Source organism: Duganella guangzhouensis (genome assembly GCF_009674535.1).
Lineage (GTDB): Bacteria > Pseudomonadota > Gammaproteobacteria > Burkholderiales > Burkholderiaceae_D > Rugamonas > Rugamonas guangzhouensis.
This window is the reverse complement of the sequence record NZ_WKJK01000028.1, coordinates 14,776-38,110: the sequence shown is the minus strand read 5'-3', so window position 1 is coordinate 38,110 and position 23,335 is coordinate 14,776. Positions and strand designations below refer to the sequence as shown.

Sequence of the window (23,335 nt, the reverse complement as noted above, 5' to 3'; positions counted from 1 at the left end):
TCAACTATAACCCGGCCGGTCGCGTCCCAATATTACGTTGAAGAAAGGTGTCTATCTGTCGCCACAAGTCGATGCGGTTGGATTGGGTCTTCCAGCTTTCCGCGCTGGGCGTGTATTCCAGCCATACGACTTTCGGGTTGGCGGCGGCCAGCGTGTCGTAGAACTTGCGGCCCTCGCCGTAGGGCACGCGGCGGTCTTCCTTGCCGTAGGCGAGCAGCACCGGCTGGGTGATGCGCGCGGGGTCGACCTTGTCATCGCCGTTGGTGGTGGCGCCGGACCAGCTGATGCCGCATTTGAAACCGGTGGTGTCGCGCGCCAGCGCCTTCATGGCCGCGTAGCCGCCGTAGCCGGTGCCGGCGATGCAGACCCGCGCCGCATCGGTGTAGCCTTGTTGGACCGCCCACTTCACTGCGTCGAAGATATCGTCCAGCACCGCCTCCGGCGCGTTGACGCCAGCCTTTTCGTGCGCCAGGCCAAAGCCGCGCGTGCCACGTGGATTCGGTTGCAGCACCACGTAGCCGCGCGACGCCAGGAACTGCACTTCGTCGTTCCATTCCCAGCGGCCGTTGCGTTTACCCTGTTGGGCGCCGATCAGCACCACCGTCGGTGCCGGCTTTTTCCCGGCTGATTCGGGAATGGTGAGGTAGGCCGGAATCTGCATGCCGTCGCGCGCCGGGTAGCGCATTAGTGCCATGGGCGCCATGCGGTCGGGATCAAGATCGGGATGGGCGGCCCCCAGGCGTAGCAGCTTTTTGGTGTCACGGTTGTACAGGAAGTAGATGTGGTCCTGGATGTCGCGGTGGGCGTCGATCAGCGCGTAAGGCGTTTCACTGCGGGCACCGTAGCTCAGCGTGTTGACGGTGCCGGGCAGGATGTCGTCGACCTCCTTCTGCAGCGCTTTCATCGCCGGATCGAACCACACGGTGTTTTCGCTGTCGGTGTGGACGCGGTAGCCGCGCATGTCCTTGTCGCCGAGCAGGAAATAGCCGTTGGCGTCGTAGCCAGGCACGGTGATGGTCGGGGTCTCGGCGATGCTGTTCTTTTGCAGGTCATAGCGATAGATGGCCGTTTCGTTCTTGCCCTGGTTGGCGCGCACATACAGTGCGCTGTCGGTGTACAGCACCGGAGTGAATGCTTCCGGCGCACCCGGCGCGAAGGCGGCGATCTGGCGCCACTGATGGTTCTCGGAGTAGTACACCACATCCTTGCCGTCGAGGTGAGTCAATGTGATGCGCGCCTCGCCATCGGGGCCGGTCAGCCACTTGGACGTGTCGGGCGCGCGTACATTGGTCAGGCTGCGGTAGCCGATGCGGGTGTTCATGCGGGACAGCAAGCGGTCCTGCCCTGTGGCGCTGACGACGTACATCATATCCGGCTTGCGGTTGGGGAAGCCGTGGATCGAGACCTCGCTCAGATAGGTCGTGTCGGAGGAATCATTGTCGGCGAAGGAGCGCGCCGCAGTCAGGACTTCGGCCAGTGGCATGAAATCCTTGCCATCGCGGTCCACCGCAAACAGCCCGGGCTTGCCGATGTCGCCGCCTTGATCGAAGTTGATGACGGTGTACGCCAGCCGCTGGTCGTCCAGCCAGTAAAACATGCTCACGTCGGCGTTGTTGAAATTGGCGACCACGCGCTGCTCGCGGGTCTCCGCGTTCACTACGTTGAGCATGCTGCGGCCGGAGTTCCCCTGCGCGCGCAGCGCGACATGGCGGCCATCGGGCGAGATGCTGGCGCCGGTCATGTCGGGCTTCTGAAAGAACTTCTCGACCGGGATCGGGGCGCTATCGGCCGCCAGCACCGGGGCGGCGAGAGCGCCGGACAGCAGTAGGGCGAGCAATTTCATGGCATCGAAATGGTAGTGAAAAGATAACGATACTCCAGTTTTTAAGTGCCGCCCAGCAAAGTTTTGCGTTTGATGCTAATATTTAGCATCCTAAGTAAATTTGAACGAGTCGATCATGAGCTCCTACGACAAAACACTGCTGTCCCTGACCAATACGCTGATCCACGTGGCGCGCGCTTACAAGAGCGCGGCCGACGAGCTGACCGCCGGTTTCGAGCTGTCGCACGCCAGCGCCTGGCCGGTGCTGATGATTTCGCGCCTGGGCGACGGCGTGCGTCCGGGGCGGGTGGCGGATGCTGTCGGCATCGAGCCGCCGTCGCTGGTGCGCATCATCGACCAGCTGGTGGCCTCCGGCCTGGTGCTGCGCCAGGACGACCCGAGCGACCGCCGCGCCAAGACGCTGTCGCTGACCGTCGAGGGCAAACGCATCGCCGAACGTCTGGAAAAGGCGCTGGCGCCATTCCGCCGTGAGCTGTTCAAGGATATGCCTCAGGATGAGGTAGAGGCCACAGTGCGCGTATTATTGAAGCTTGACCAGGTGCTGGCCGAGCGCAGCGCAGGTTAAACGACCGGGGATTCCATCATGCAGATGCCCAAGTCCAGCGAGATGCTGTTCTCGCTCAAATGCTTTATGGCCGCCATGCTGGCACTGTACGTGTCATTGGCCGCCGGTTTGCCTCGCCCGTTCTGGGCGATGATGACTGCCTATATCGTCGCAAGCCCGTTCTCCGGCGCGGTGCGTTCCAAGGCGCTGTTCCGCGTTTGCGGCACCCTGATCGGCAGCGTCGTCACCATCTATCTGGTGCCGCGCCTGGCCAATGCGCCGGAGCTGCTGTCGCTGGCGCTGGCGTGCTGGGTGGGCCTGTGCCTGTACGTGTCGCTGCTGGACCGGACGCCACGCTCCTACATCTTCATGCTGGCGGGGTACACGGCGGGCCTGATCGGCTTCCCGGCCGTGACCAGCCCCGCCAGCGTGTTCGATACCGGCCTGGCGCGGGTTGAGGAAATCACCATCGGCATCCTGTCCGCCACAGTGGTGCATTCGCTGGTGTTCCCCCAAGGCGTGGGGCCGGCGCTGCTGGCGCGGCTGGATCGCGCCATCGCCGACTCCCAGCGCTGGATGAGCGAGGTGCTGAAACCCGGCGCCATCAAGGCACCGAATCCGCACACCCGGCTGGCGCTGGCCGGCGAGATCAGCGAAATGCGGCTGATGTCGACCCATCTGCCGTTCGACACCTCGCAACTGCGCTGGACCGCCGGCATGGTGCACGGCCTGCACGACCGCCTGACCATCATGGTGCCGCTGCTGCTGGCGGTGGAAGACCGTCTTAACGCCCTGCGCGAAGTGGACCCGGACAGCCTGATACCTTGGCGCCGCGTGCTGGACGACATTTCGGCCTGGGTGGCTGACGGCCGCGCCGCCGATCCGGCCCGCGCCGCCCAGCTGCGCGCCGAACTGGCGCAGCTCAGGCCCGAACTGGTGGCTGGCGCCAGCTGGAGCGAGATCCTGCGTCTGAATCTGGCGCAGCGCCTGGATGCCCTGATCGAAGCCTGCGAAGACGGCCTCGAACTGCGCAGCGACGTTGGCACCGTGATGGCGGGCGGCGCCGCCAGCTACACCCCGCACCTGTCGCCGGCGGTGCTGCACCGCGACCACGGCATGGCCCTGCGTTCGGCGCTGGCGGCGGTGATCACCATCCTGATCTGCTGTGCCTTCTGGATCGCCACCGCCTGGCCGTCCGGCGCCGCCGCGCCGATGATGGCCGGTGTGCTGTGCTGCTTCTTCGCCACCCAGGACGACCCGGTGCCGGCGATCCGCTCGTTCTCGGTGTGGACAGTGATGTCGATGCCGGCCGGCGCCATCTACATCATGTTCATCCTGCCGGCGGTGCACAGCTACGAGATGCTGGCGTTGGTGATCGCGCCGGTGTTCCTGATCGGCGGCGTGTTCATGCCGCGCCCGGCCACCATGGGCAGTTCTCTGGCCTTCCTGATCGGTGTGGCCGGTACCCTGTCGCTGCAGGATACTGGCACGCTGGACATCCCCAGCTTCCTCAACAGCATGGCGGCGCAGTTGTTCGGCTTTATCGCCGCCGCCGTCATGACCAGCTTGTTGCGCACCGTGGGCGGCGACTGGATGGCGCGCCGGATGCTGGGTGCCGCTCGCCGCGAAGTGGCGCAGATCGCGCGTCCCGGCCTGGTGCGCGGACCGCAGTCGCTGCTGCACGTGTCGGCGCGCATGGTGGACCGTATTGGCCTGCTGATGCCGCGTCTGGCCGTCGCCCATCCGACGCCGGAAGCGCGTGCGGTGGCGGTGGACGGCTTGCGCGAACTGCGCGTCGGCATCCACGTGGCGGCGTTGTGCGGCATGGAGCAGCAACTGGCGCAGGCCGGTGTGACGCTGCGTCCCTTGCTGGACAAACTGGCCGCCTATTTCGGCCGTGGCGGACATGAACACGGCCAGGCCCCGGCCACGCTGCTGCAGGGATTGGATCAGACCCTGCGCGCCGTGTGTGGCGCCGCATCGAATACCGCCGGCGAGGCGCGGCCGCAAGCCGCCGCCGTCCTGGCCAGCATGCGCCGCGACCTGTTCCCGCGCGCCGCCGCTTACCAACCGGAGATTGCATCGTGATCGCTGAACTCAGTCTGTACGGACTATACGTACCCACCTTGCTGCTGCTGTCCATCCTCGCGTTCATTTGCACGCGGGTGCTGGGCAAGCTGCTGATGCGCGTTGGCTTTTACCGCCTGGTATGGCATCCCGCGCTGTTTGAATTTGCGCTGTTCTTCATTTTGCTGGGCAGCTTCTCTACCTTGTTAACGAATCGGGGCTAATCATGAACCTCAAAAATATAGCGATGGCCTTGGGCCGGTTTATTGTCACCATGGCGGCGGTTGCCGTTGCGATTGTGCTGGGATGGCGTCTGTGGCAGCACTACGAAGTCGAACCGTGGACCCGCGACGGCCGCGTCAAGGCCGACGTGGTGCAGGTGGCGCCGGACGTCACCGGCCAGGTGACGGCGGTGCTGGTGCACGACAATCAGAAAGTGAAGGCGGGCGATGTGCTGTTTGAAGTCGACCGCGCGCGTTTCGAACTGGCGCTGCGCCAGGCCGATGCGGCATTGCAGGCACATCGCGCCACACTGGCGCAGGCGCTGAAGGAAGAGCGCCGTAACACCGATCTGCGCGACCTGGTGTCGGCCGAAACCCGCGAACAAGGCTCGTCGCGCGTCGACCAGCTGCGTGCCGCGCTGGCGCAGGCCGAAGTGGCGCGTGATGTCGCCAAGCTGAATCTGGACCGCACCCGCATCGTCTCGCCGGTCAACGGCACCATCTCCAACCTCGATCTGCGCATGGGTTCCTACGTTACCGCCGGCCGTGCCGTGATGGCGCTGATCGACAACGACTCCTACTACGTCGAAGGCTATTTCGAAGAAACCAAGCTGCCGGCGATTCAGGTTGGTGACGAAGTGGTGGTGCTGCCGATGGGTGAATCGCTGCGCCTCAAGGGCAAGGTTGAAAGCCTGGCCGGCGGTATCGCGGACCGCGACCGCAGCACTTCGTCCAATCTGCTGTCCAGCGTGAACCCGACCTTTAACTGGGTGCGTCTGGCGCAGCGCATCCCGGTGCGCATCAAGCTCGATCCGCTGCCGGCCGGCGCGCGCCTGGTGGCCGGCCAGACCGTGACGGTGGATGTACAGCAGCCGTCCAAAAAATCGTAATGCGGAGGATCTGATGAACTCCTTGAAAATACTGAGCGGCGCGGCCTTGCTGGCCACGCTGGCCGCCTGCACCACAGTGGGTCCCGACTACAAAGTGCCAGAACAGGCCGTGGCCAAACGCCCGGAAGCCGCAGCCAAGTTCCTTGGCGCGCAGCAGGAATCGGCTTACAAGTCGGAACCGCTGCCCAAGCACTGGTGGCGTTTGTATGACGATCCGGTGCTGGACCAACTGATCGAACAGGCGCTGGCCGCCAATACCGATCTGCGCGTGGCCGCCGCCAATCTGGAGCGCACCCGCGCCGTGCTGGATCAGGTGGAAGAGGCACGCAAGCCGGACGTCAGCGTCGGCTTTGAGCCGATGGTGGGCCGCATTTCCGGCGTGTCGCTGGCACAGCCGGAAAAACTGCCTGACTCCTACATGTACAACATCGGCGTCAACGTCTCCTACCAGACCGACATGTTCGGCAAGATCAAGCGCGCGGTGGAAGCCGCCGATGCCGATACCCAGGCCGCGCAAGCCGCCGTTGACGTGGTGCGGGTGACGGTGGCAGCCGATACCGCGCATGCCTACGCCGATGCTTGCTCGGCGGTGCGTCAGATCACGGTGGCGGAAAACGCGGTGGACCTGCAGCAGAAGTTCGTCAAGCTGACCGATGAGCGTATCCGCGCCGGCCGTGGCACCGCCATCGACGCCGCGCGCGCCCGCAGCCAGCTGGCGCAGATGCAGTCGGCGCTGCCGCCGCTGCAGGCGCAGCACCGCGTCGCCTATTATCGTCTGGCCGCGCTGACCGGCAAGACGCCGCAGGAAATGAATATGCACCTGCTGCAGTGCCAGGCCGCGCCGCGCCTGACGCAGCAGATCCCGGTGGGCGATGGCACCGCGCTGCTGCGCCGCCGTCCGGACATCCGCCAGGCCGAACGCAATCTGGCTTCCGCCACCGCGCGCATCGGCGTCGCCACCGCCGACCTGTATCCGAACATCGAGCTGGGCGCCTCGGTCGGCAGCACCGGCCTGCTGGACCACTTCGGCGCCGGCAATGCCTTCCGCTGGAGCCTGGGCCCGCTGATCAGCTGGACCTTGCCCAACACCGGCACCGCGCACAGCCGCATCAAGCAGGCCGAAGCCGGCACCGAAGGCGCGCTGGCCAAATTCGACGGCACGGTGCTGAACGCACTGAAGGAAGTGGAAAGTACGATGACTGTGTACGCCCGTGAGCTGGACCGCAACGCCGCGCTGAAGACCGCGCGCGATCAGAGCGCGCTGGCATCCGAGCAGTCGCACAAGTTGTATCAGTACGGCCGCACCGATTTCCTGTCGGTGCTGGACGCCGACCGCACGCTGGCCGCCACCGACGCCGCCTGGGCCGCGTCCGACGCCGCGCTGGCGAAAGACCAGATCGCGCTGTTCCTGGCGCTGGGCGGCGGCTGGGAGCCGACCAAGCCGTGATGGTATGCTATCGCCTTCGTTGAAAAGGAGTGAGCATCATGGGATTGGCGGATCAGTTATTAAAAGCCGGCTTGGTCGACAAGAACAAAGTCAAGGTCGCCCATCAGAGCAAGAGCAAGCAGCAGAAGGAAGACCGCCGCGCTGGCGTAGAGACGGTTGACCCGGTCAAGCTGGCGGCGCAGGAACAGCAGCGCCAGGCCGCTGAAAAGGCGCGCCTGGCCAACGCCGAGCGCGACGCCGCCGCGCAGCAGAAAGCCATCGCCGCGCAGATCACGCAGATGGTGCAGCAGAATAAGCAGAGCAAGGGCAAGGTCACCGACATCGCCTACAACTTCACGCTGGGCACCAAGATCGAACGCATCTACGTGTCGACCCAGGTGCGCGAGCATCTGGTGGCGGGCCGTCTGGTGATCGTGGCGCAGGGCGAGGGCTATGAGCTCGTGCCGCGCGTGTTCGCCGATAAAATCGCCGAGCGCAATCCGGATATCGTGGTGCGCGTCAAGCAGGCCAGCGCCGAGGTGGAAGAAGACGATCCATACGCCGCCTTCAAGATCCCGGATGACCTGATGTGGTAATCACTGCCACGCGATGATGCCGGCCGCCGCCAACTGCTCAAAGTAGGCGGCGATCAGCGCCTGCGGCACCGGCGCGTAACGCCCGCTGAGGATATCGCGGATCTGGCTGACGGTATGCTGGCCGTCGGCCAGATTCACCGCTTCATACAGCAACAGTTCGGTATCGCCGTCATACGCCGGCAGCGGCTTGGGCGTGATGCCCAGCGCCTTTTCTCTTTCCCCCACATGATCGTAGTAGTAGACGCTGAGCGGGCCGCGCACCGCCGCCGCGCGCTGCGGTTTGCGGCGGTCGCTTTCCTTCAGCGCCGGCAGCGCAGCGCTTTGTGACTTCAGTTGAACGCCAAGCTGGCGCACCGCCGCTTCGGTGGATGGCCAACGTGACGCCACCGACTGCAGATTGACGATGCTGGTGGCCAGCGCCTCGCGCACCGCCAGCACGCCGTCGCGCTGGTCGCCGCCGATGGCCGCGCGCAGGCGAGCCTGGGCCAGCCTGGCTTCGTCGTTGTAGCGCGCCATGGCCAGCAGCACCGGCGCTTCACGCTCGGGCAGCGCGGCCAGCGTGTAGGCGACGCCGGCACCCAGGTAGATTACGCGTCCCAGCTTGGTAGCGTCCAGATTTTCCGGCTGGTCCTTGTTGGTGTGGATGGTGACGTCCGGCCAGTCGTGGAAGTACAGCATCGGTGCGCCCCAGCCGGCGGCCTGAAACACTTCATGGTCGCTGCCCAGTTCCACGTTGCGCACGTCGCCAATGAAGGCGTCGCGCGAGCCGCCCGTTGTGACGAAGCCGGCATAGGCATCGCCACCGCGTTCGGCGTAGCGGGTGGAGGCGGCGCTCACCTCGTCGAAGAACGCCTGGCCGATATCGTTGAGCACATGCGGCCTGGTTTGCGCGGTGCGCGCCAGGTGGAAGCTGCTGTGGGTGGTGCCCAGCAGCGCGCCCACCATGTCCATGTGGATGCCGCCGACGATGCGGCCTTGCAGTTCCGGATGGCTGGCCAGCCATGCCTGCGAGCCGACGATTTCCGGCGTCCACAGGAAGCGTATCGTCAGGCGCGGCCGCGCCAGCGCGCCCGACTGAATGGCGGCGTTGAGCGCGCGCGCCACCTGCAGAATGGCGGCGCTGCCGGAGGCGTTGTCGTTGGCGCCAGCGGATTGATGGCACAGATGGGCGGTCAGTATCACCTCGCCGGCCTGTGGATCGGTGCCGGGGATGGTGGCGCTGACCACGTCGAAACTGGCGGGCGTCATGTGGGCGCGCACTTGCGCGTGCAGCGTGATCGCTTCGCCAGCCGACAAACGCTGGCGGTAATCGTTGGCCTGGCGGCGCGACAGCATGAAGGCGAAGCGGTTCTGCGTCTGGTAGGGCGACAGATGGCCCCAGCGTACCAGGTCCGTATCGTCGCCCGACCAGGCGGTGGTCTGGTTCGGATAGTCGGACAGGATGCCGAGCGCGCCGCGCTGTTCCACCGCGAGCTTGTGCACCTGCGGCAGCGAGCCGCTGGCCAGTACCAGCTTGCCCTTGACGTCCTTGCCGTCGTAATCGGCGGCGCTGGCGCCGCTGCCCACGCTGACCAGCGGCGCGGTGACATCGGCATCCTGGCTGTAGTCGGCCAGGGCGACCGGTAATTCAGGGAAGCGGCTTACCGGCCGTGGGTGTGGCGTCACTTCGTCCAGGCTGGCCTGTTGCGGGTCCCAGCCCAGATAGCTGCGGAAGTGGGCGTATTGGGTCTTGCCGTCGGCGGCAAAGTGTTCGACCTTGGCGTCTTGCAGGCCGGCGGCGCTGGCCTGCTGCTGAACCCACTGCGCCGCCGCCGCATAACCGGGCGAACCATGAACGCGGTGGAAGCGGCCCAAGGTGCGCACGCTTTCCAGCGCGGCCTGGCCGTCAACGTTGGCGTGAATGGCTTCCGGTATCGCGTCGGGCCAGAAGGGGATGTGGCGCTCGGCCGCAGCGGCCATGGTCGTAATGGCGGCGCTGAGCAGCAGGACAATCAGCAGCTTCGGTTTGAACAAGGGAGGCTCCCGTGGACTGGATGGTATTACCGTCCATCTTGGCACACTTGCAAGCAGTGCGCCATCGGGGAAAAAATCAGGCGCGCAGTTTCGGCCGGCCAAACACCTGCGACCAGTAGATTGCGCCCACCGCCGGTTGCGGCGTGATGGCGTAGGCGGCGCCGAACTCGGTGAAGTCCTTGTTCATGATGTTGGCGCAGTGGCCAGGGCTGTTCAGCCATCCCGCCACCGCTTCCTGCGGCGTGTAGACGCCGTAGGCCAGATTCTCGCCCACACGCGCCCATTGGTAGCCAGCCTTGCGCGAGCGCTCGCCGACGTTGCTGCCATCCTTGCCGGTGTGGTCGAAATACTGTTGTGCCGCCATGTCATTGCTGTGTTCCAGCGCGGCCTCGCCCAGCTGGGCGTTCCAGCTTAGCGGCTGCGCCGGTGGGAAGTATTGGGCGCCGCAAGTGTGGCCTTCGGCGCGCGCCTGGTTGACGGCGTCCAGCAGCGCCATGCCGGCATCGTGCCAGTCGGGGTAAGCAACCGATGGCAGCGGTGCGGCGGCGCGCGCGAATACCACGGTCCAGTCACCGCCCTGGCGCGAGACGCCGATGTCGGTGTAGCTGGCGTTCAGCAGAATGCGGCAGTATGCCTTGCGGATGGTGGCGAAGGCCACTTGCAGGTTGCCGGCACCGGAAATCGAAATGGCATCGGCCTTGGTGCCGGAGAAGCCGGCGTTTTGCAGCGCGACCAGCACCCGCACGCCCGGCTTGAGCTTGACCGCTTCCAGCGTGGCCTGGGTTTTCAGCTGGGGCAGCGCCTGCGCCTCGCCTTCATGGCAGGCGTCCGGCGACGAACGGTAAGCATTGATCATCGCCGCGAGCGCGTCCGCGTCGGATTGCGCGGAGGCGCTGCCGGCGGTCAGGAGTGCTGCAACGAGGATGAGCCTGGAGAGCAAGATTATTTCGCTAGGGAAATTAGTTTCCCTAAATCATCTCACGATAATTTCCTCATTGCAATATCCGTTTTGATAATGTCTAAAGATATCGGGCCAGCAGGGCGCGATCCAGCGCCGGGTCCAGCGCGATGCGCACGATGTGGCCGCTGCCGGGCGCCACCTGGATCTCGGTGCCGTCGTCCGATAGCATGCGGCTCAGCGCCAGATCGCGGTTGCCGCCGGGGTGGATCACTTCCAGCCGGTCGCCGACGGCAAAGCGGTTTTTCACCTCCACCCGCGCCCAGCCGTCCTGTACGCTGAGCACATCGCCGACGTACTGGCTGCGGTTGGCTTCGGAGGCGCCGCGCATATAGTTCTGGTGCGCCTGGGTGTGGTGGCGTTGGTAGAAGCCATCGGTGTAGCCGCGGTTGGCCAGCCCCTGCAACTGACCCAGCAGGTCGATGTTGAAGGGGCGGCCGGCCACCGCGTCGTCGATCGCCTGGCGGTACACCTGGGCGGTGCGGGCCGCGTAGTACAGCGACTTGGTGCGGCCTTCCACCTTGAGCGAATCGACGCCGATCTTGACCAGCCGCTCGATGTGCTCGACCGCGCGCAAGTCCTTGGAATTCATGATGTAGGTGCCGTGCTCGTCTTCCATGATGGGCATCAGCTGGCCGGGCCGCTCGGCTTCCTCGATCAAATAAGCCTGGTCGGCCAGCGGATGGCGTGGCTGCTGGTGCAGCGACGAGAACGGCCGCTGTTCGGCCTCCTGCAGTGCCTGGTTGAACCGCAGCGGAATCACCTGGGCGAAATCGCCGGTGGCGTCTTCGGCGGCGTGTTGCACCTTGTAGTCCCAGCGGCAGGAATTGGTGCAAGTGCCCTGGTTGGGGTCGCGATGGTTGAAATAGCCGGACAGCAGGCAGCGGCCGGAATAGGCGATGCACAGCGCGCCGTGCACAAACACTTCCAGCTCCATCTCCGGGCATTGCTGGCGGATTTCCTCGATTTCATCCAGCGACAGCTCGCGCGACAGGATCACGCGGGTCAGTCCCATGCGGTGCCAGAATTTGACGTCGGCCCAGTTGACGGCGTTGGCCTGTACCGACAGGTGCACCGGCACTTGCGGCCATTTATCGCGCACCATCATGATCAGGCCGGGATCGGCCATGATCAGCGCGTCCGGTTTCATCTCGATCACCGGCTGCATGTCGCGCAGATACGTCTTCAGCTTGGCGTTGTGGGCGAAGATGTTGGAGGCGACGAAGAACTGCTTGCCACGCGCATGCGCGCCCTCGATGCCTTCCTGCAGCGCCTGCAGCGTGGAAAAATCGTTGTTGCGCACGCGCAGGCTGTAGCGCGGCTGGCCGGCGTAGACGGCATCGGCGCCAAAGTCGAAGGCGGCGTGCATCTTGGCGAGCGAGCCGGCGGGCAGGAGTAGTTCTGGAGCTTTAAGCATGATTGCGGGCAAAGTCGTGGATTCTAGACAGCCCGTCCAGCCGCGACTTTGCGCCAGATCAAAAAATCATGGCTTGGCCGGTTCACGCATATTCGATGCGGTTGCGGCCGCCGTTTTTGGCGCGGTACAGCGCCTGGTCGGCCGCGTGCAGCAGCGATTCGGCGGTCTGGTGCTGGCCGGGGCTGGCGGTCGCCACGCCGAAACTGCTGGTGACCGGAATGCTTTGCCCGTCCGGCGCCAGCACTGGCTGGGCGTTGATGGCGCCATGCAGCTCGCCGATGCGCTGCTGGCCGCGCGCCGCGTCCAGCTCGGGCAGCAGCACGATGAATTCCTCGCCGCCATAGCGGCCGACGGCATCGGTCGGCCGCAGCCGCCCCTGCAGGCGCAGCACCACTTCCTTTAGCACCGCGTCGCCGGCCAGGTGGCCGTAGGTGTCGTTGATGCGCTTGAAATGATCGAGGTCGAGCAGGATCAGCACAAAGGTGTCGCCGCCGGCCTCCATGGCTTGCAGCCGCTGGCCGATGCGCTCCAGCATGGCGGTGCGGTTCCAGGCCTGGGTCAGGCCATCTTTCAGCGAGCGCAGCCGATGTTCTTCGCGTGAGGCTTCCAGTTCGGCGGTGCGTTCGCGCACCAGCCGGTCCAGCTGGCGCTGGCGCGCCAGCACCACGCGCAGCCGCCATCGCATGCCGGTCCACAGCAGTATCAGGGCGGTGATCGCCGCCGCGCCGTAAAACCAGCGCGTGCGCCACCACGGCGGCTCCACCTGGAACGACCACTCCAGCAGCGCCGAGTGTTGCTGCAACATGCTATTCCCGGCCTGGACCTGCAGCACATAGGCGCCCGGTGGCAGTGCGGCATAGCGCAGGATCGGGCTGTCGCTGCTGGACCAGTCGTCCTCCAGTCCCTTCAGCCGGTAGCGGAAGCTCAGTGCTTCGTGATTGCGGAACGCCAGCGAGGCCAGCGTGACTTGCAGCGCCTTGCCGCTCCAGGGCACGACCAGGCCGGGCGTGGGCCGATACTCCTGATCACCGAACTGCAGCGCGGCGATTTTCAGCGGCAACGGCTGCAGGTCGAACAAGTCGCGTGGCCGCACTTGCGATACGCCATTGCTGGTGCCGACCCAGATCGAATCATCCAGACTGTCCTCGTACAGCGCGTACTGGTTCAAATCGTTCCACACCAGGCCGCTTGCCTGATTGAAGATCAGCCAGCGCTTGCCATTCCACACCGCCAGCCCGGAGTCGCTGCCCAGCCACAGCCAGCCACGGCGGTCGGCCAGGATTGATTGCAGCAGGGCGCCGCTGAGTTGCGCCGGCACGCCAGTCAACGCGGTCAGCTTGAGCTGGTCGCCCTGGTCGCCTTGGTCGCCGGCAGCCAGCGGGCCGCTACGCCAGACCGTGCTGGCGTGGGCGTCCAGCAACCACAACTCGTTGGCGCCGCAGGCCATGGTGTTGGGCAAATGCTCGGCGTTGCCTTGCAACTGGATGCGGCTCCAGTGTTGGTTGGACCAGCGCACCAGGCCGAGATCGCTGAGGAACCACAGGCTGCCGTCGGCGGTGGCGCAGGCGCTGGTGAAGCTGGCGTTGGCGCGCCCGAGCACGGCGGCCAGCTCTTCCAGATAGCGCGGCTTGCGCTGGGTGCGCGGATCGGCCAGCAGATACAAGCCCTCGCTGGTGGCGATCCACAATTGCCCCTGCTGGTCGGGCACGATGCGCAACACCAGTGGCAGCCGGGTAAGAGTGGTCAGGGTAGTGCCGCCGCGCTCGCGTCGCATCAGGTAGCCGGTGAAGGTGGCGCCCCACAGATTGCCCTCATGGTCCTCGGCCATGGCGCTCCATTGGCCATCCTGGCCCAGGCTGCCGGCGCTGACGGGCTGCATGCGAAAGCGGCCGCTGCCGGGCGGCTGGATCGCCAGCCCGGAGCCGGTGCCGACCAGCATGCTGCCGTCGCGGCTGCGCAGGAAAGACCAGGCATCGTTGCCGGCCAGCCCCTGGTTCTGGGTCCAGTTGTTCCAGTAACCGTAGCCCTGCCAGCGGGTCAGACCCTGGCCGCCGATGGCCATCCAGAGCTCGCCATCGCGGCCCTGCAGGATGGCGGTGATGCCGCTGCTGGTGAGTAAGCCTTGCTCGCGGCTCATCACTTCCCAGCCGCCGTCCTGGCTGCGGAACAGGCCATTGCTCAAGCCGCCAAGCAGGCGGCCGTCATGGTCGGTCGCCAGCGGCAGATAGACTTCCAGCAGCGGCGAGGTGGGCAGGTTGCCGGTGCGGTCGCTGAAGCGGGTAGCGGCGGGTGCCAGTTCCAGCAACTTGTCATGGCTGCGCAGCCACAGCCGGCCATCCGCCGCTTGCAGCATGCCGCCCCAGAAGGTGGCCGGCGGTATGCCGCGCTCCGTGCCGAACTCGTCCAGTTGGCCCAGGGTGCTGCGGTATAACCGGCCCAGCATTTGGCGATGGCGGCGATCGCCTTGCGGATGCCAGGTCGCCACCCAGACAGCGCCGTCGCGTGTTTCCAGCACGGTGACCGGATCGGCCAGCGCTGGATGGTCGGTGATTTGTTGGGCGCTGAAGTAGGGTTGCGCGGTCCAGCCATGGCCGCCCTCGTCCGGGCGGATGTGGTGCAGCACGTTGCCGCTGATGAGCAGCATGCCGCCGGCCGTCAGTGGTGTGATGCGTTGTCCGCCGGCCTGGCAGGATAGGCTTTTGCCGTCGCGGTTGCGGATTTCGCTGAAGCGGCCGTTATCCTGGACGAACAGACCGCGATCGGTGCAGGCCCATAGCCGTCCCGCCTGATCCAGCTTGAGCGCGGTGAACAGCAAGCCGCGCGCCAAGCCTTCCTTCTCGCCGTAGGTCGTGAAGCGGTTGCCGTCGAAACGGTACAGGCCGTGTTCGGTACCGGCCAATAGATAACCTTCGCGATCCTGCAGCAGACTGGTCACGGCCAGATTGGCCAGCCCGTCCGCTTGACTGTAGTGACGTAGCGGCAATTGCTGGCCCCAGCCGGGTGCCGCGAGCAGCAGCAAGGCCAGCCAGCAGTAACAGCGGATGCGGACGCGGGTCAGCAGGTTCATGAATCCATAATACCTGAAGACAATATCCAGACTGGCCGCCAGCCCGCATTCTTGCTGGGTTTCGGTTGCTGGCGAGCAACTAATGCTTAGGAGGCTTGCAACTCGTCGTACAAGGCGATGAACTCCTGGCTCAGCTTGTGGCTGCGGTCGAGGTGGATCATCGGCAGGTTGCGCTCGTGCGATTCGCGGATGCGGATCGAGCTGGACAGTTTGTTGTCGAACACCGGCAAGCCTTCGCCCTTGAGCTCGTCGACCAGACGCTGCGGCAACAGCGCGCGCGGCTGGAACTGGTTGACCACGATGCCTTCGATTTCCAGGTTGGCATTGTGATCGGCCTTGATTTCCTTGACGTTGTTAATCAGCGTGTACAGCGCCTGGCGCGAGAAATCGTCGCAGTCGAAAGGGATCAGGCAGCGGTCGGCCGCGATCAGCGCGGATTGGGTGAAGAAGTTGTAGGCCGGCGGGGTGTCGACGAAGATCTCGTCGTATTCCTTGCTCAGCTCGTTGAGGGTGTCGCGCAGCTTGTAGATCTTGTGGCGCGATTCCAGCTTCGATTGCAGATCGCCCAGTTCCGGGTGGGCCACCATGATGGACAGGTTCTCGAACGGCGTCTGGTGCACGTATTCGCCGGCGGGGCGGGCGAACATCGAAAAACTCAGCATCTGGTCGAAGTAGGCGCCGAGGGTAGGGGCCACATCGGTGGTGGCGGCGCCCAGCACGTAGCGGCTGGAATTGCACTGCGGATCGATGTCGATCAGCAGCGTGCGCTTGCCCTGGTGCGCCGCGATGGCGGCCAGATTCACCGCAATGGTGGATTTGCCGACGCCGCCCTTCTGGTTGAAGATCACACGTTTCATATGCCGCCCCATCAGATGGCCAAGAGTGCAACGATTCTAGCATGCTGCGATGCGGCAAAGGCGCCGGGATGTCTGAATGTATATCAAAAAAGATAAAAATGTGATTGGAGTCATTTTTATATGCCAACTACGATGAAGTCGTAAAGCCGCTAACGCCGGACTTTACCGTGACCCCAAAAATTACAATTACGGAGACTACTATGCAGACATGCTTCAGGCCGCCACTCGGCGGCTTAGTCCCTCATCGCCCATTGGTTTGGAAAGTGCTGGTCGCCATGCTGATCTTCATGGCCAGTTTTGCCATCTCCGCGCACGCGGCGATTACCATGAACACCACCGTGCAGTACAAGATCAAGAATGTGAACAGCGGCCTGGTGCTGGGACTGTCCGGCGCCAGCCAGGCCGCCGGCACCAAGGTGGTTCAGTGGGCCGACAACGGCACCAGCGACCACCTGTGGCACTTCATGCCGATGGGGAATGGGCAATACAATATCGAGAATATGCTGACGCACCAGGTGCTGGGCGTGACGAACGCCTCCACCGCCGATGGCGCGCAGATCGTGCAATGGTCCGACAACGGCACGGCGGATCATTTGTGGACCGTGACCCAGGCAGCCAGTGGCAACTTCCTGATCCAGAACGTCAACAGCGGCAAGTATCTGGAAGCCTACTTGGCCAGCACGCTGAACACCGCCACCATCGACCAGTGGTCGTCCACCGGTTGCACCTGCCAGGAATGGCAGTTCGTGAATACCGGCGTGGCGGCGTACCCGGCGCCGCGCACGGTGGCCGGCAACGGCATCTACGTGCATGACCCGTACATGCTGCGCGACTCTGCCGGAACCTACTGGTTGTACGGCACCCACCAGACGCTGGCTTATTCGACCGACCGCACCAACTTCACGTTGTACACCAGTTGCACCACCACGCAGCTGGGCGGTTATGTCACCTGCCCGGTGATCGGGCCGGACTTCAGCAGCTGGAGCGGGCTGCAAACGCCGAAGGGATGGAATAGCGGCGCCAACACGGATATCTGGGCGCCCAGCCTGATGGTGGTGAACGGCACCTATTACCAGTATTACTCGATACCGTATCTGCCCAGCACCGGCGCCGAAGCGCTGATCGGCCTGGCCACCAGCAGCGCGCCGCAGGGGCCGTGGACCGACAAGGGCTGGGTCACCAAATCCTGGACCAGCACCACCACCTCGCCGCCGTCCGGCTTTTCCGCCACCACCGATAATGCGATCGACCCGGCGCCGTTTGTCGATGCCAGCGGTAATTGGTGGATGACGTGGGGATCGTGGACCGACGGCATCCATTTGATCCAGCTGAATCCGAGCACGGGGTTGAAGTCGACCACCAACACCACGGTCTACACGCTGGCGCAGCGTGGCTCGCCATCGGCGGGGGAGGAGGGGCCGTTCATCTACTATTACAACGGCTACTACTATTACTTCGCGCCGATCAACGTCTGCTGCAACGGCACCTCCAGCACCTACCGCACCATCGTCGGCCGCTCGACCAGCGTGACCGGACCGTATGTGGATCGCGGCGGCGTGGCGCTGACCGCCGGCGGCGGCACCATCCTGCTCAGCACCCACGGCAACATCATCGGGCCAGGCGGCGGCAGCGTGTTCACTGATGCCGGCAACAACAACACCCCGACCTTTGTGTACCACTACTACGACGGCAACAACAACGGCGCCGCCACGCTGGGCATCAACCCGCTGGCCTTCACCTCGGACGGCTGGCCGTACATTGTGTCGAACTGAGTACTAGCCCTGGCCGATTCCGCAGTTCAGCGGGATCGGCCATCAAGACAAGGATTTTCATTCCGTGGCATCGCGCGGCTCCAGGAAGTCCCTGGTATTTTTGTTGATAAAACATCGTGTGTCGGTCTGCACGGCGAGGTCAGAACGTCTTTGAGGCGCGGATCGTCTCAGCTCATGCAGCTCTTGACGTAGGCGCTCGGACAATTGCCTTCGCTTCAGCAGCCTCAAGCAGACGCGTGCAAGCACCATGCTCTTCCTGCAGGAAGGCTTGTTCCAGCACGAAGTTGGTCTCGACATAGACGATCACGAGGAAGGTTCAAGCGTCAGTGAGCCAGAGTTGATTTTGCGAAGCAGCCCAGAGTCGACCAGCAAGCGTTTTTCGTCCCCTTCCAGTTGTCTGGTGGGCGGTTCCATGGTCAGGTCGAGCAGCCATGATTGCACCGCCATTTCAAGGCCGGTTGTACTGATCGCGGGATCTCGTTTGGGCAGATATCGGGCCAGGATCGTATTCGTGTTGGCTTGCGTCGCAGGCATTTCGGCGTCTTTGCCTTTGCCGGCGGACCACAGATAGGTCGAATCCGGCGCAAACAAAAGAAAATAGGGAGATGGCGGAATGATGTGGTGCGTTAGGAGATTGCGCCGGTATTGCGCCGCCCAGCTGGCATCCGTTGTAGCATTCAGCTGAATGGCGGGTCTGTCACTTACCGCGTCAGGGAGTCGGTATCCGGCTGAGCAGTTTGCTGAGTCTGCTTAGTTTGGCGTGGCAGAATGCAAAAAAGCCCAACTTTGCAGCTGGGCTTTTTGGAATCTTGGTGGCCCGGGGCGGAATCGAACCACCGACACAAGGATTTTCAATCCTCTGCTCTACCAACTGAGCTACCAGGCCAAGGAGCAGAATTATAGCACGCGGGTCGCGGATTGCAAGGGGCAATTTTCATTTCCCACAAACGCTATAATGGCCGGATGAATAAGCCCACCCCTTCCGCAGCGCTGCGCGTGACTGAAAGTGATATTTGCATAGTTGGCAATGGCGCGATTGCCAAGACCGCCGCGCTGGGCCTGGCCCAGGCCGGCCTGAGTGTCACTTTGCTGGTGCCGCCGGCGCCGCCGGCCCGTGCGCCGGCAGCCGATCCGGGGTGGGACGCGCGCGTCTACGCGCTGAATCACACGGCTTTCCATCTGCTGTCGTCCCTTAAAGTGTGGGACGCGCTGGACCACGCCCGCGTGGCGCCAGTCGATGCGATGATCGTCCATGGCGACGGTCCGCAAGCCGGCGGCTTGTCTTTCGATTCCTATGGCGCCCACGCCAATACGCTGACCTGGATTCTGGAAGACCGCAATCTGAACCAGGCGCTGGACGCGGCGCTGCGCTTCGCCCAGAACGTGAAGATGGTCAGCGGCCGCGCCATCGGTCTGCTGCGCGCGGCCGATAGCGCCACCGTCACGCTGGACGATGGCGGCAGCATCAAGGCCGCGCTGGTGGTCGGCGCCGATGGCGCCCAGTCCTGGGTACGAGGCCAGTGCGATATCGGTCTCGATTACCGCAGCTATAACCAGAGTGCGGTGGTGTCCAATTTTGCATGCGAACTGCCGCACCATGGCGCGGCCTATCAGTGGTTCACCGGCGCCGAGGGTATCGTGGCGCTGCTGCCGCTGCCGGGCAATCAGGTGTCGCTGGTGTGGTCGGCGCCGGAGCAGTTGGCCGATACGCTGCGTGCCGAGTCGGCGCAGCAGATCGCCGACCGTCTGGCGCTGTACGCGCGCGAGAAGCTGGGCGCGCTGACGCCACTGCAGCCGGAACTGGTGCGTGATTTCCCGTTGCGCTTGATGCGGCCGCACGCGATGACGGCACCGCGCGTGGCGCTGATTGGTGACGCCGCCCACGTGGTGCATCCGTTGGCCGGCCATGGCATGAACCTGGGCTTTGGCGATGTGGCGCAGCTGATTAAAACCCTGTCCGAGCGCGAGCCGCAACGCAGCGTCGGCGACGAGCGCGTGCTGGCCCGCTATGCGCGCGCGCGCAAGGAAGATGTGCTGCTGATGCAGCTGACCACCGACGGCTTGGCGCGCCTTTTCGAAACCGATATCGAGCCCCTGCGCGTGGTTCGCAATTTCGGATTAAACTTGTTGGATAAATTACCTGTGCTGAAGCGCCGCCTCATCTCGCACGCGATGGGCAAATAGTCAGCACTTACCGGAGAAGTCATGAGAAAGAGTAAGTCCGTTTTGTTGTCCCTGTCCGTGCTGATGGCCTCCTGCGTGGGCGCGGAAACGCCGCCGACCACCGAGGCGATCAAGAAGCTGATCGAGCCGCGCCTGGGCACCAACGTCAAGGTCGATTCGATCACCGCGACGCCTTACAGCGGCCTGTATGAAGTTCGCATCGGCACTGACATTCTGTACACCGATAAAACGGCCACCTATCTGATCAACGGTCATATCTTCAATCTGTCGACCGGCGCCGACCTGACCCGCGACCGTATCGACGAAATCACCAAGATCAAGTTCTCCGATCTGCCGCTGGACAAAGCCATCAAGACCGTCAAGGGTGATGGCTCGCGCGTGATCGCGGTGTTCGAAGATCCTAACTGTGGCTACTGCAAGCGCCTGCGCCAGACCACGCTGAAGGAAACCGACAACGTCACCATCTACACCTTCATGTACAACATTCTGTCGGATGATTCCTTCGTCAAGTCGAAGAACATCTGGTGCTCGCCGGATCGCAGCAAGGCATGGGATGACTGGATGGTCAGCGGCAAAGCCGCGCCCGTGGCCGCCGCCAATTGCGAGGCACCGAACGACCAGGTGCTGGCGCTGGGCCGCAAGCTGGGCGTGGCCGGCACGCCGGCGATTTTCTTTGCCGATGGTTCGCGCATCCCTGGCGCGATCGATCACAAGGCGCTCGAAGACAAATTCACCAAGATTAAGCAGTAACCATCGCAGTCCACTACAGGGAGATTTTTGCATGATCACGTTGAATATCAATGGTAAAGATGTGCAGGTGGACGCCGATCCGTCGACGCCTATTCTGTGGGCCTTGCGCGATAATCTGAATATGACCGGCACCAAGTTCGGTTGCGGCATGGCGCTGTGCGGCGCCTGCACCGTGCATCTGGGCGGCCAGCCGATTCGCTCCTGCGTGACGCCGATTTCGGCGGCCGCAGGGCAGAAAATCACCACCATCGAGGCGATGGAGACCGACAAGGTGGGCAAGGCGGTGCAGGATGCCTGGGTCAAGATCGACGTGCCGCAATGCGGCTACTGTCAGAGTGGGCAGATCATGAGCGCGACGGCGCTGCTGCGCACGAATAAGAATCCGTCCGATGCTGATATCGACAACGCCATGAGCGGTAACATCTGCCGATGTGGCACCTATCAGCGCATTCGCGCTGCCATCAAAGACGCTGCCAAAGCAATTGCCTGAGGAGGACACGATCATGCGTATCGAATGGCTTAATCAGGGCTCAGTTGCAACGACCTTTGCCAGCGTCTCGGAGCGCGGCTTGTCGCGTCGCGGCTTCATGAAAGCTGGCGCGGTGGCCAGCGGTGGTCTGGTGCTGGGCTTCTTCATGCCGGGCGCAGGCCGTTGGGCCAAGGCCCAGCAGCCGGCCGCCAAGGTGTATGAACCAAACGCCTTCCTGCACATCGCACCGGACAACAGCGTGACGGTACAGGTCAACCGGCTGGAATTCGGCCAGGGCGTGCAAACCGCGCTGCCGATGCTGATCGCGGAAGAGCTGGACGCCGACTGGTCGCACGTGCGTGGCGCGCTGGCGCCGGCCGGCGATCAATACAAAGACCCACTGTTCGGCATCCAGATCACCGGCGGCTCGGGCAGTGTGGCGCACTCGTTTATCCAGTACCGCGAAATCGGCGCCAAGGCGCGCGCGATGCTGATCGCGGCGGCGGCCCAGCAGTGGAATGTGCCGGCGGAGCAGATCAAGACCGTCAAGGGCACGCTGATCGGCCCCGCAGGCCAGAAGGCAACCTACGGCGCCATGGCCGATGCGGCCATGAAGCAGCCGGTGTCCTCCAGCGTCAAGCTGAAAGATCCGAAAGACTTCACCATCATCGGCAAGCCGGTCAAGCGCCTCGATGCGCGCGCCAAGTCGACCGGCAAGCAGCAGTTCGGCATGGACTTCAAGGCGCCGGACAGCAAGGTCGCAGTGGTGGCGCGTCCGCCGGTATTCGGCGCCAAGGTGGCGAAGTTCGACGCCAGCAAGGCCAAGGCCATCAAGGGCGTGATCGATGTGCTGGAAGTGAAGACCGACCGTGGCGGCAGCGGCGTGGTGGTGATCGCCGATGGCTACTGGCCGGCCAAGAGCGGCCGCGAAGCGCTGGCCATCGAATGGGATACCAGCGGCGTCGAGAAAGTCAGCAGCGACAAGCAGCTGACCGAGTACAAGGCGCTGGCGCAGAAAGCCGGCACGCCGGTGCGCAAGGCTGATACCTCCAAGCTGGCCGGCGCGGCCAAGAAAATCTCCGCCGTGTATGAGTTCCCGTATCTGGCGCACGCGCCGATGGAGCCGCTGAATTGCGTGGTCGACCTGCGCAAGGATGGCTGCACGGTGTGGGCCGGCTCGCAGTTCCAGACCGTGGATCAGGGCGCGATCGCCGCCACCGCCGGCCTGAAACCGGAGCAGGTGGTGCTGAATACGATGATGGCCGGTGGTGGCTTTGGCCGCCGCGCGGTGCCGACTTCCGACTATCTGGTGGAAGCGGTCAACATCGCCAAGGTATGGCAGGCCGCAGGCCACACGCAGCCGATCAAAGTGATCTGGAGCCGCGAGGACGACATCAAGGGCGGCTACTACCGTCCGTCGCATGTGCACCGCGCCGATATCGGCATCGATGCCAAGGGCGAGATCGTCGCCTGGGACCATGTGATTGTGGGCCAGTCCATCACCAGCGGCACGCCGTTCGAGCCGATGATGGTCAAGGACGGCGTTGACTCCACCATGGTCGAAGGCATGGGCGAACCGTACGAAGTGCCGCTGAACCTGAGCGCCCACACCGTCAAAACCAATGTGCCGGTGCTGTGGTGGCGTTCGGTCGGCTCGACCCACACCGCGTTTGTGATGGAAACCCTGATCGACGAAGCCGCGCACGCGGCCAATATGGACCCGGTGGCCTATCGCAAAAAGCTGGTCGGCGAGAAGGGCAAGCGCCACATCGCCGCGCTGGATCTGGCGGTGGCCAAATCGGGCTACGGCAAGAAGCTGCCGAAGGGCCAGGCATGGGGCGTGGCGGTACATGAATCGTTCAACACCGTGATCGCTTACGTGGTGGTGGCCTCGATTAAAGACGGCAACCCTAAGCTGCACAAGGTCACGGCCGGCGTGCATTGCAACACCGCCGTCAATCCGCTCACCATCGAAGCGCAGATTCAGGGCGCGGCGCTGATGGGCCTCGGCATGACGCTGTCCGGCGCCGCCATCACGCTGAAGGACGGCGTGGTCGAGCAGCAGAACTTCAGCGACTACACGGTGGCGCGCATGACCGACATGCCGAAGATCGACGTCCACATTGTGCCGTCCAACGATCCACCGACCGGCATGGGCGAACCGGGCCTGCCGCCGCTGGCGCCGGCCTTCGCCAATGCGCTGTTCAAGCTGACCGGCAAACGTCTGCGCAAGCTGCCGTTCGACCTGGCCAGCGCCTGAG

At 64.1% G+C, this 23,335-nt stretch carries 18 protein-coding genes and 1 tRNA gene; 11 read left to right on the top strand and 8 right to left on the bottom strand.

Features of this window, described 5'->3' with window-relative positions; translation table 11 throughout:
- Positions 1-4: 4 nt before the first annotated feature.
- Positions 5-1,843, bottom strand: coding sequence for a S9 family peptidase (locus tag GJ699_RS31410; protein WP_154383362.1), 1,839 nt, complete (start codon positions 1,841-1,843; stop codon positions 5-7).
- Positions 1,844-1,958: 115 nt separating this feature from the next.
- Here GJ699_RS31410 and GJ699_RS31405 point away from each other — a divergent pair, with 115 nt between their 5' ends.
- The 6 genes from GJ699_RS31405 to GJ699_RS31380 are packed head-to-tail and all read left to right on the top strand — an operon-like array spanning position 1,959 to position 7,587.
- Positions 1,959-2,408 carry a MarR family winged helix-turn-helix transcriptional regulator gene (locus GJ699_RS31405; protein WP_154383361.1) on the top strand — a complete coding sequence of 150 codons (450 nt, stop codon included), beginning with the start codon at positions 1,959-1,961 and terminating at the stop codon, positions 2,406-2,408.
- A gap of 18 nt (positions 2,409-2,426) precedes the next feature.
- Positions 2,427-4,475: an FUSC family protein gene (locus tag GJ699_RS31400; RefSeq protein WP_154383360.1), complete on the top strand. Its 2,049-nt coding sequence runs from the start codon at positions 2,427-2,429 to the stop codon at positions 4,473-4,475.
- Positions 4,472-4,678 carry a DUF1656 domain-containing protein gene (locus GJ699_RS31395; protein ID WP_371867726.1) on the top strand — a complete coding sequence of 69 codons (207 nt, stop codon included), beginning with the start codon at positions 4,472-4,474 and terminating at the stop codon, positions 4,676-4,678. The genes GJ699_RS31400 and GJ699_RS31395 overlap by 4 nt, the downstream gene beginning before the upstream one ends.
- Before the next feature lie 2 nt (positions 4,679-4,680).
- Positions 4,681-5,565: an efflux RND transporter periplasmic adaptor subunit gene (locus tag GJ699_RS31390; RefSeq protein WP_154383359.1), complete on the top strand. Its 885-nt coding sequence runs from the start codon at positions 4,681-4,683 to the stop codon at positions 5,563-5,565.
- A gap of 13 nt (positions 5,566-5,578) precedes the next feature.
- Positions 5,579-7,012 carry an efflux transporter outer membrane subunit gene (locus GJ699_RS31385; RefSeq protein ID WP_154383358.1) on the top strand — a complete coding sequence of 478 codons (1,434 nt, stop codon included), beginning with the start codon at positions 5,579-5,581 and terminating at the stop codon, positions 7,010-7,012.
- 38 nt (positions 7,013-7,050) lie between these two features.
- The gene (locus tag GJ699_RS31380) at positions 7,051-7,587 is read left to right on the top strand and encodes a DUF2058 domain-containing protein (protein WP_154383357.1); all 537 of its coding nucleotides are present in this window, start codon (positions 7,051-7,053) and stop codon (positions 7,585-7,587) included.
- Here GJ699_RS31380 and GJ699_RS31375 read toward each other — a convergent pair whose 3' ends face one another.
- The 5 genes from GJ699_RS31375 to GJ699_RS31355 form a co-directional block, all read right to left on the bottom strand.
- Entirely contained in the window at positions 7,588-9,600 is a 2,013-nt protein-coding gene (locus GJ699_RS31375) for a DUF4910 domain-containing protein (protein WP_154383356.1), read from the bottom strand.
- 76 nt (positions 9,601-9,676) lie between these two features.
- Positions 9,677-10,540, bottom strand: coding sequence for a CAP domain-containing protein (locus tag GJ699_RS31370; protein ID WP_154383355.1), 864 nt, complete (start codon positions 10,538-10,540; stop codon positions 9,677-9,679).
- Between the two features lie 79 nt (positions 10,541-10,619).
- On the bottom strand, positions 10,620-11,975 hold the full coding sequence (trhP, locus tag GJ699_RS31365; protein WP_154383354.1) for a prephenate-dependent tRNA uridine(34) hydroxylase TrhP: 1,356 nt from the start codon (positions 11,973-11,975) through the stop codon (positions 10,620-10,622).
- Positions 11,976-12,057: 82 nt separating this feature from the next.
- Positions 12,058-15,042, bottom strand: a complete 2,985-nt coding sequence (locus GJ699_RS31360; RefSeq protein WP_154383353.1) for a ligand-binding sensor domain-containing diguanylate cyclase — start codon at positions 15,040-15,042, stop codon at positions 12,058-12,060.
- An 86-nt stretch (positions 15,043-15,128) separates the two neighbouring features.
- Positions 15,129-15,899, bottom strand: coding sequence for a ParA family protein (locus GJ699_RS31355; protein ID WP_154383352.1), 771 nt, complete (start codon positions 15,897-15,899; stop codon positions 15,129-15,131).
- Positions 15,900-16,174: 275 nt separating this feature from the next.
- Here GJ699_RS31355 and GJ699_RS31350 point away from each other — a divergent pair, with 275 nt between their 5' ends.
- A complete protein-coding gene (locus tag GJ699_RS31350; protein ID WP_195763690.1) occupies positions 16,175-17,671 on the top strand; it encodes a family 43 glycosylhydrolase in 1,497 nt (498 codons plus the stop codon).
- A gap of 303 nt (positions 17,672-17,974) precedes the next feature.
- Here GJ699_RS31350 and GJ699_RS31345 read toward each other — a convergent pair whose 3' ends face one another.
- Positions 17,975-18,205, bottom strand: coding sequence for a hypothetical protein (locus tag GJ699_RS31345; RefSeq protein ID WP_154383350.1), 231 nt, complete (start codon positions 18,203-18,205; stop codon positions 17,975-17,977).
- 276 nt (positions 18,206-18,481) lie between these two features.
- A tRNA-Phe gene (locus GJ699_RS31340) sits at positions 18,482-18,557 on the bottom strand.
- A 77-nt stretch (positions 18,558-18,634) separates the two neighbouring features.
- Here GJ699_RS31340 and GJ699_RS31335 point away from each other — a divergent pair.
- The 4 genes from GJ699_RS31335 to GJ699_RS31320 are packed head-to-tail and all read left to right on the top strand — an operon-like array spanning position 18,635 to position 23,334.
- Positions 18,635-19,855 (top strand): FAD-dependent monooxygenase, encoded by a 1,221-nt coding sequence (locus tag GJ699_RS31335; RefSeq protein WP_154383349.1) that lies wholly within the window; start codon positions 18,635-18,637, stop codon positions 19,853-19,855.
- Between the two features lie 21 nt (positions 19,856-19,876).
- Complete coding sequence (locus tag GJ699_RS31330; RefSeq protein WP_154383348.1) at positions 19,877-20,605, top strand: DsbC family protein; 729 nt, start codon at positions 19,877-19,879, stop codon at positions 20,603-20,605.
- A 31-nt stretch (positions 20,606-20,636) separates the two neighbouring features.
- Positions 20,637-21,095, top strand: coding sequence for a (2Fe-2S)-binding protein (locus GJ699_RS31325; protein ID WP_154383347.1), 459 nt, complete (start codon positions 20,637-20,639; stop codon positions 21,093-21,095).
- A 13-nt stretch (positions 21,096-21,108) separates the two neighbouring features.
- The gene (locus GJ699_RS31320; RefSeq protein ID WP_154383346.1) at positions 21,109-23,334 is read left to right on the top strand and encodes a xanthine dehydrogenase family protein molybdopterin-binding subunit; all 2,226 of its coding nucleotides are present in this window, start codon (positions 21,109-21,111) and stop codon (positions 23,332-23,334) included.
- Position 23,335: the final 1 nt, after the last annotated feature.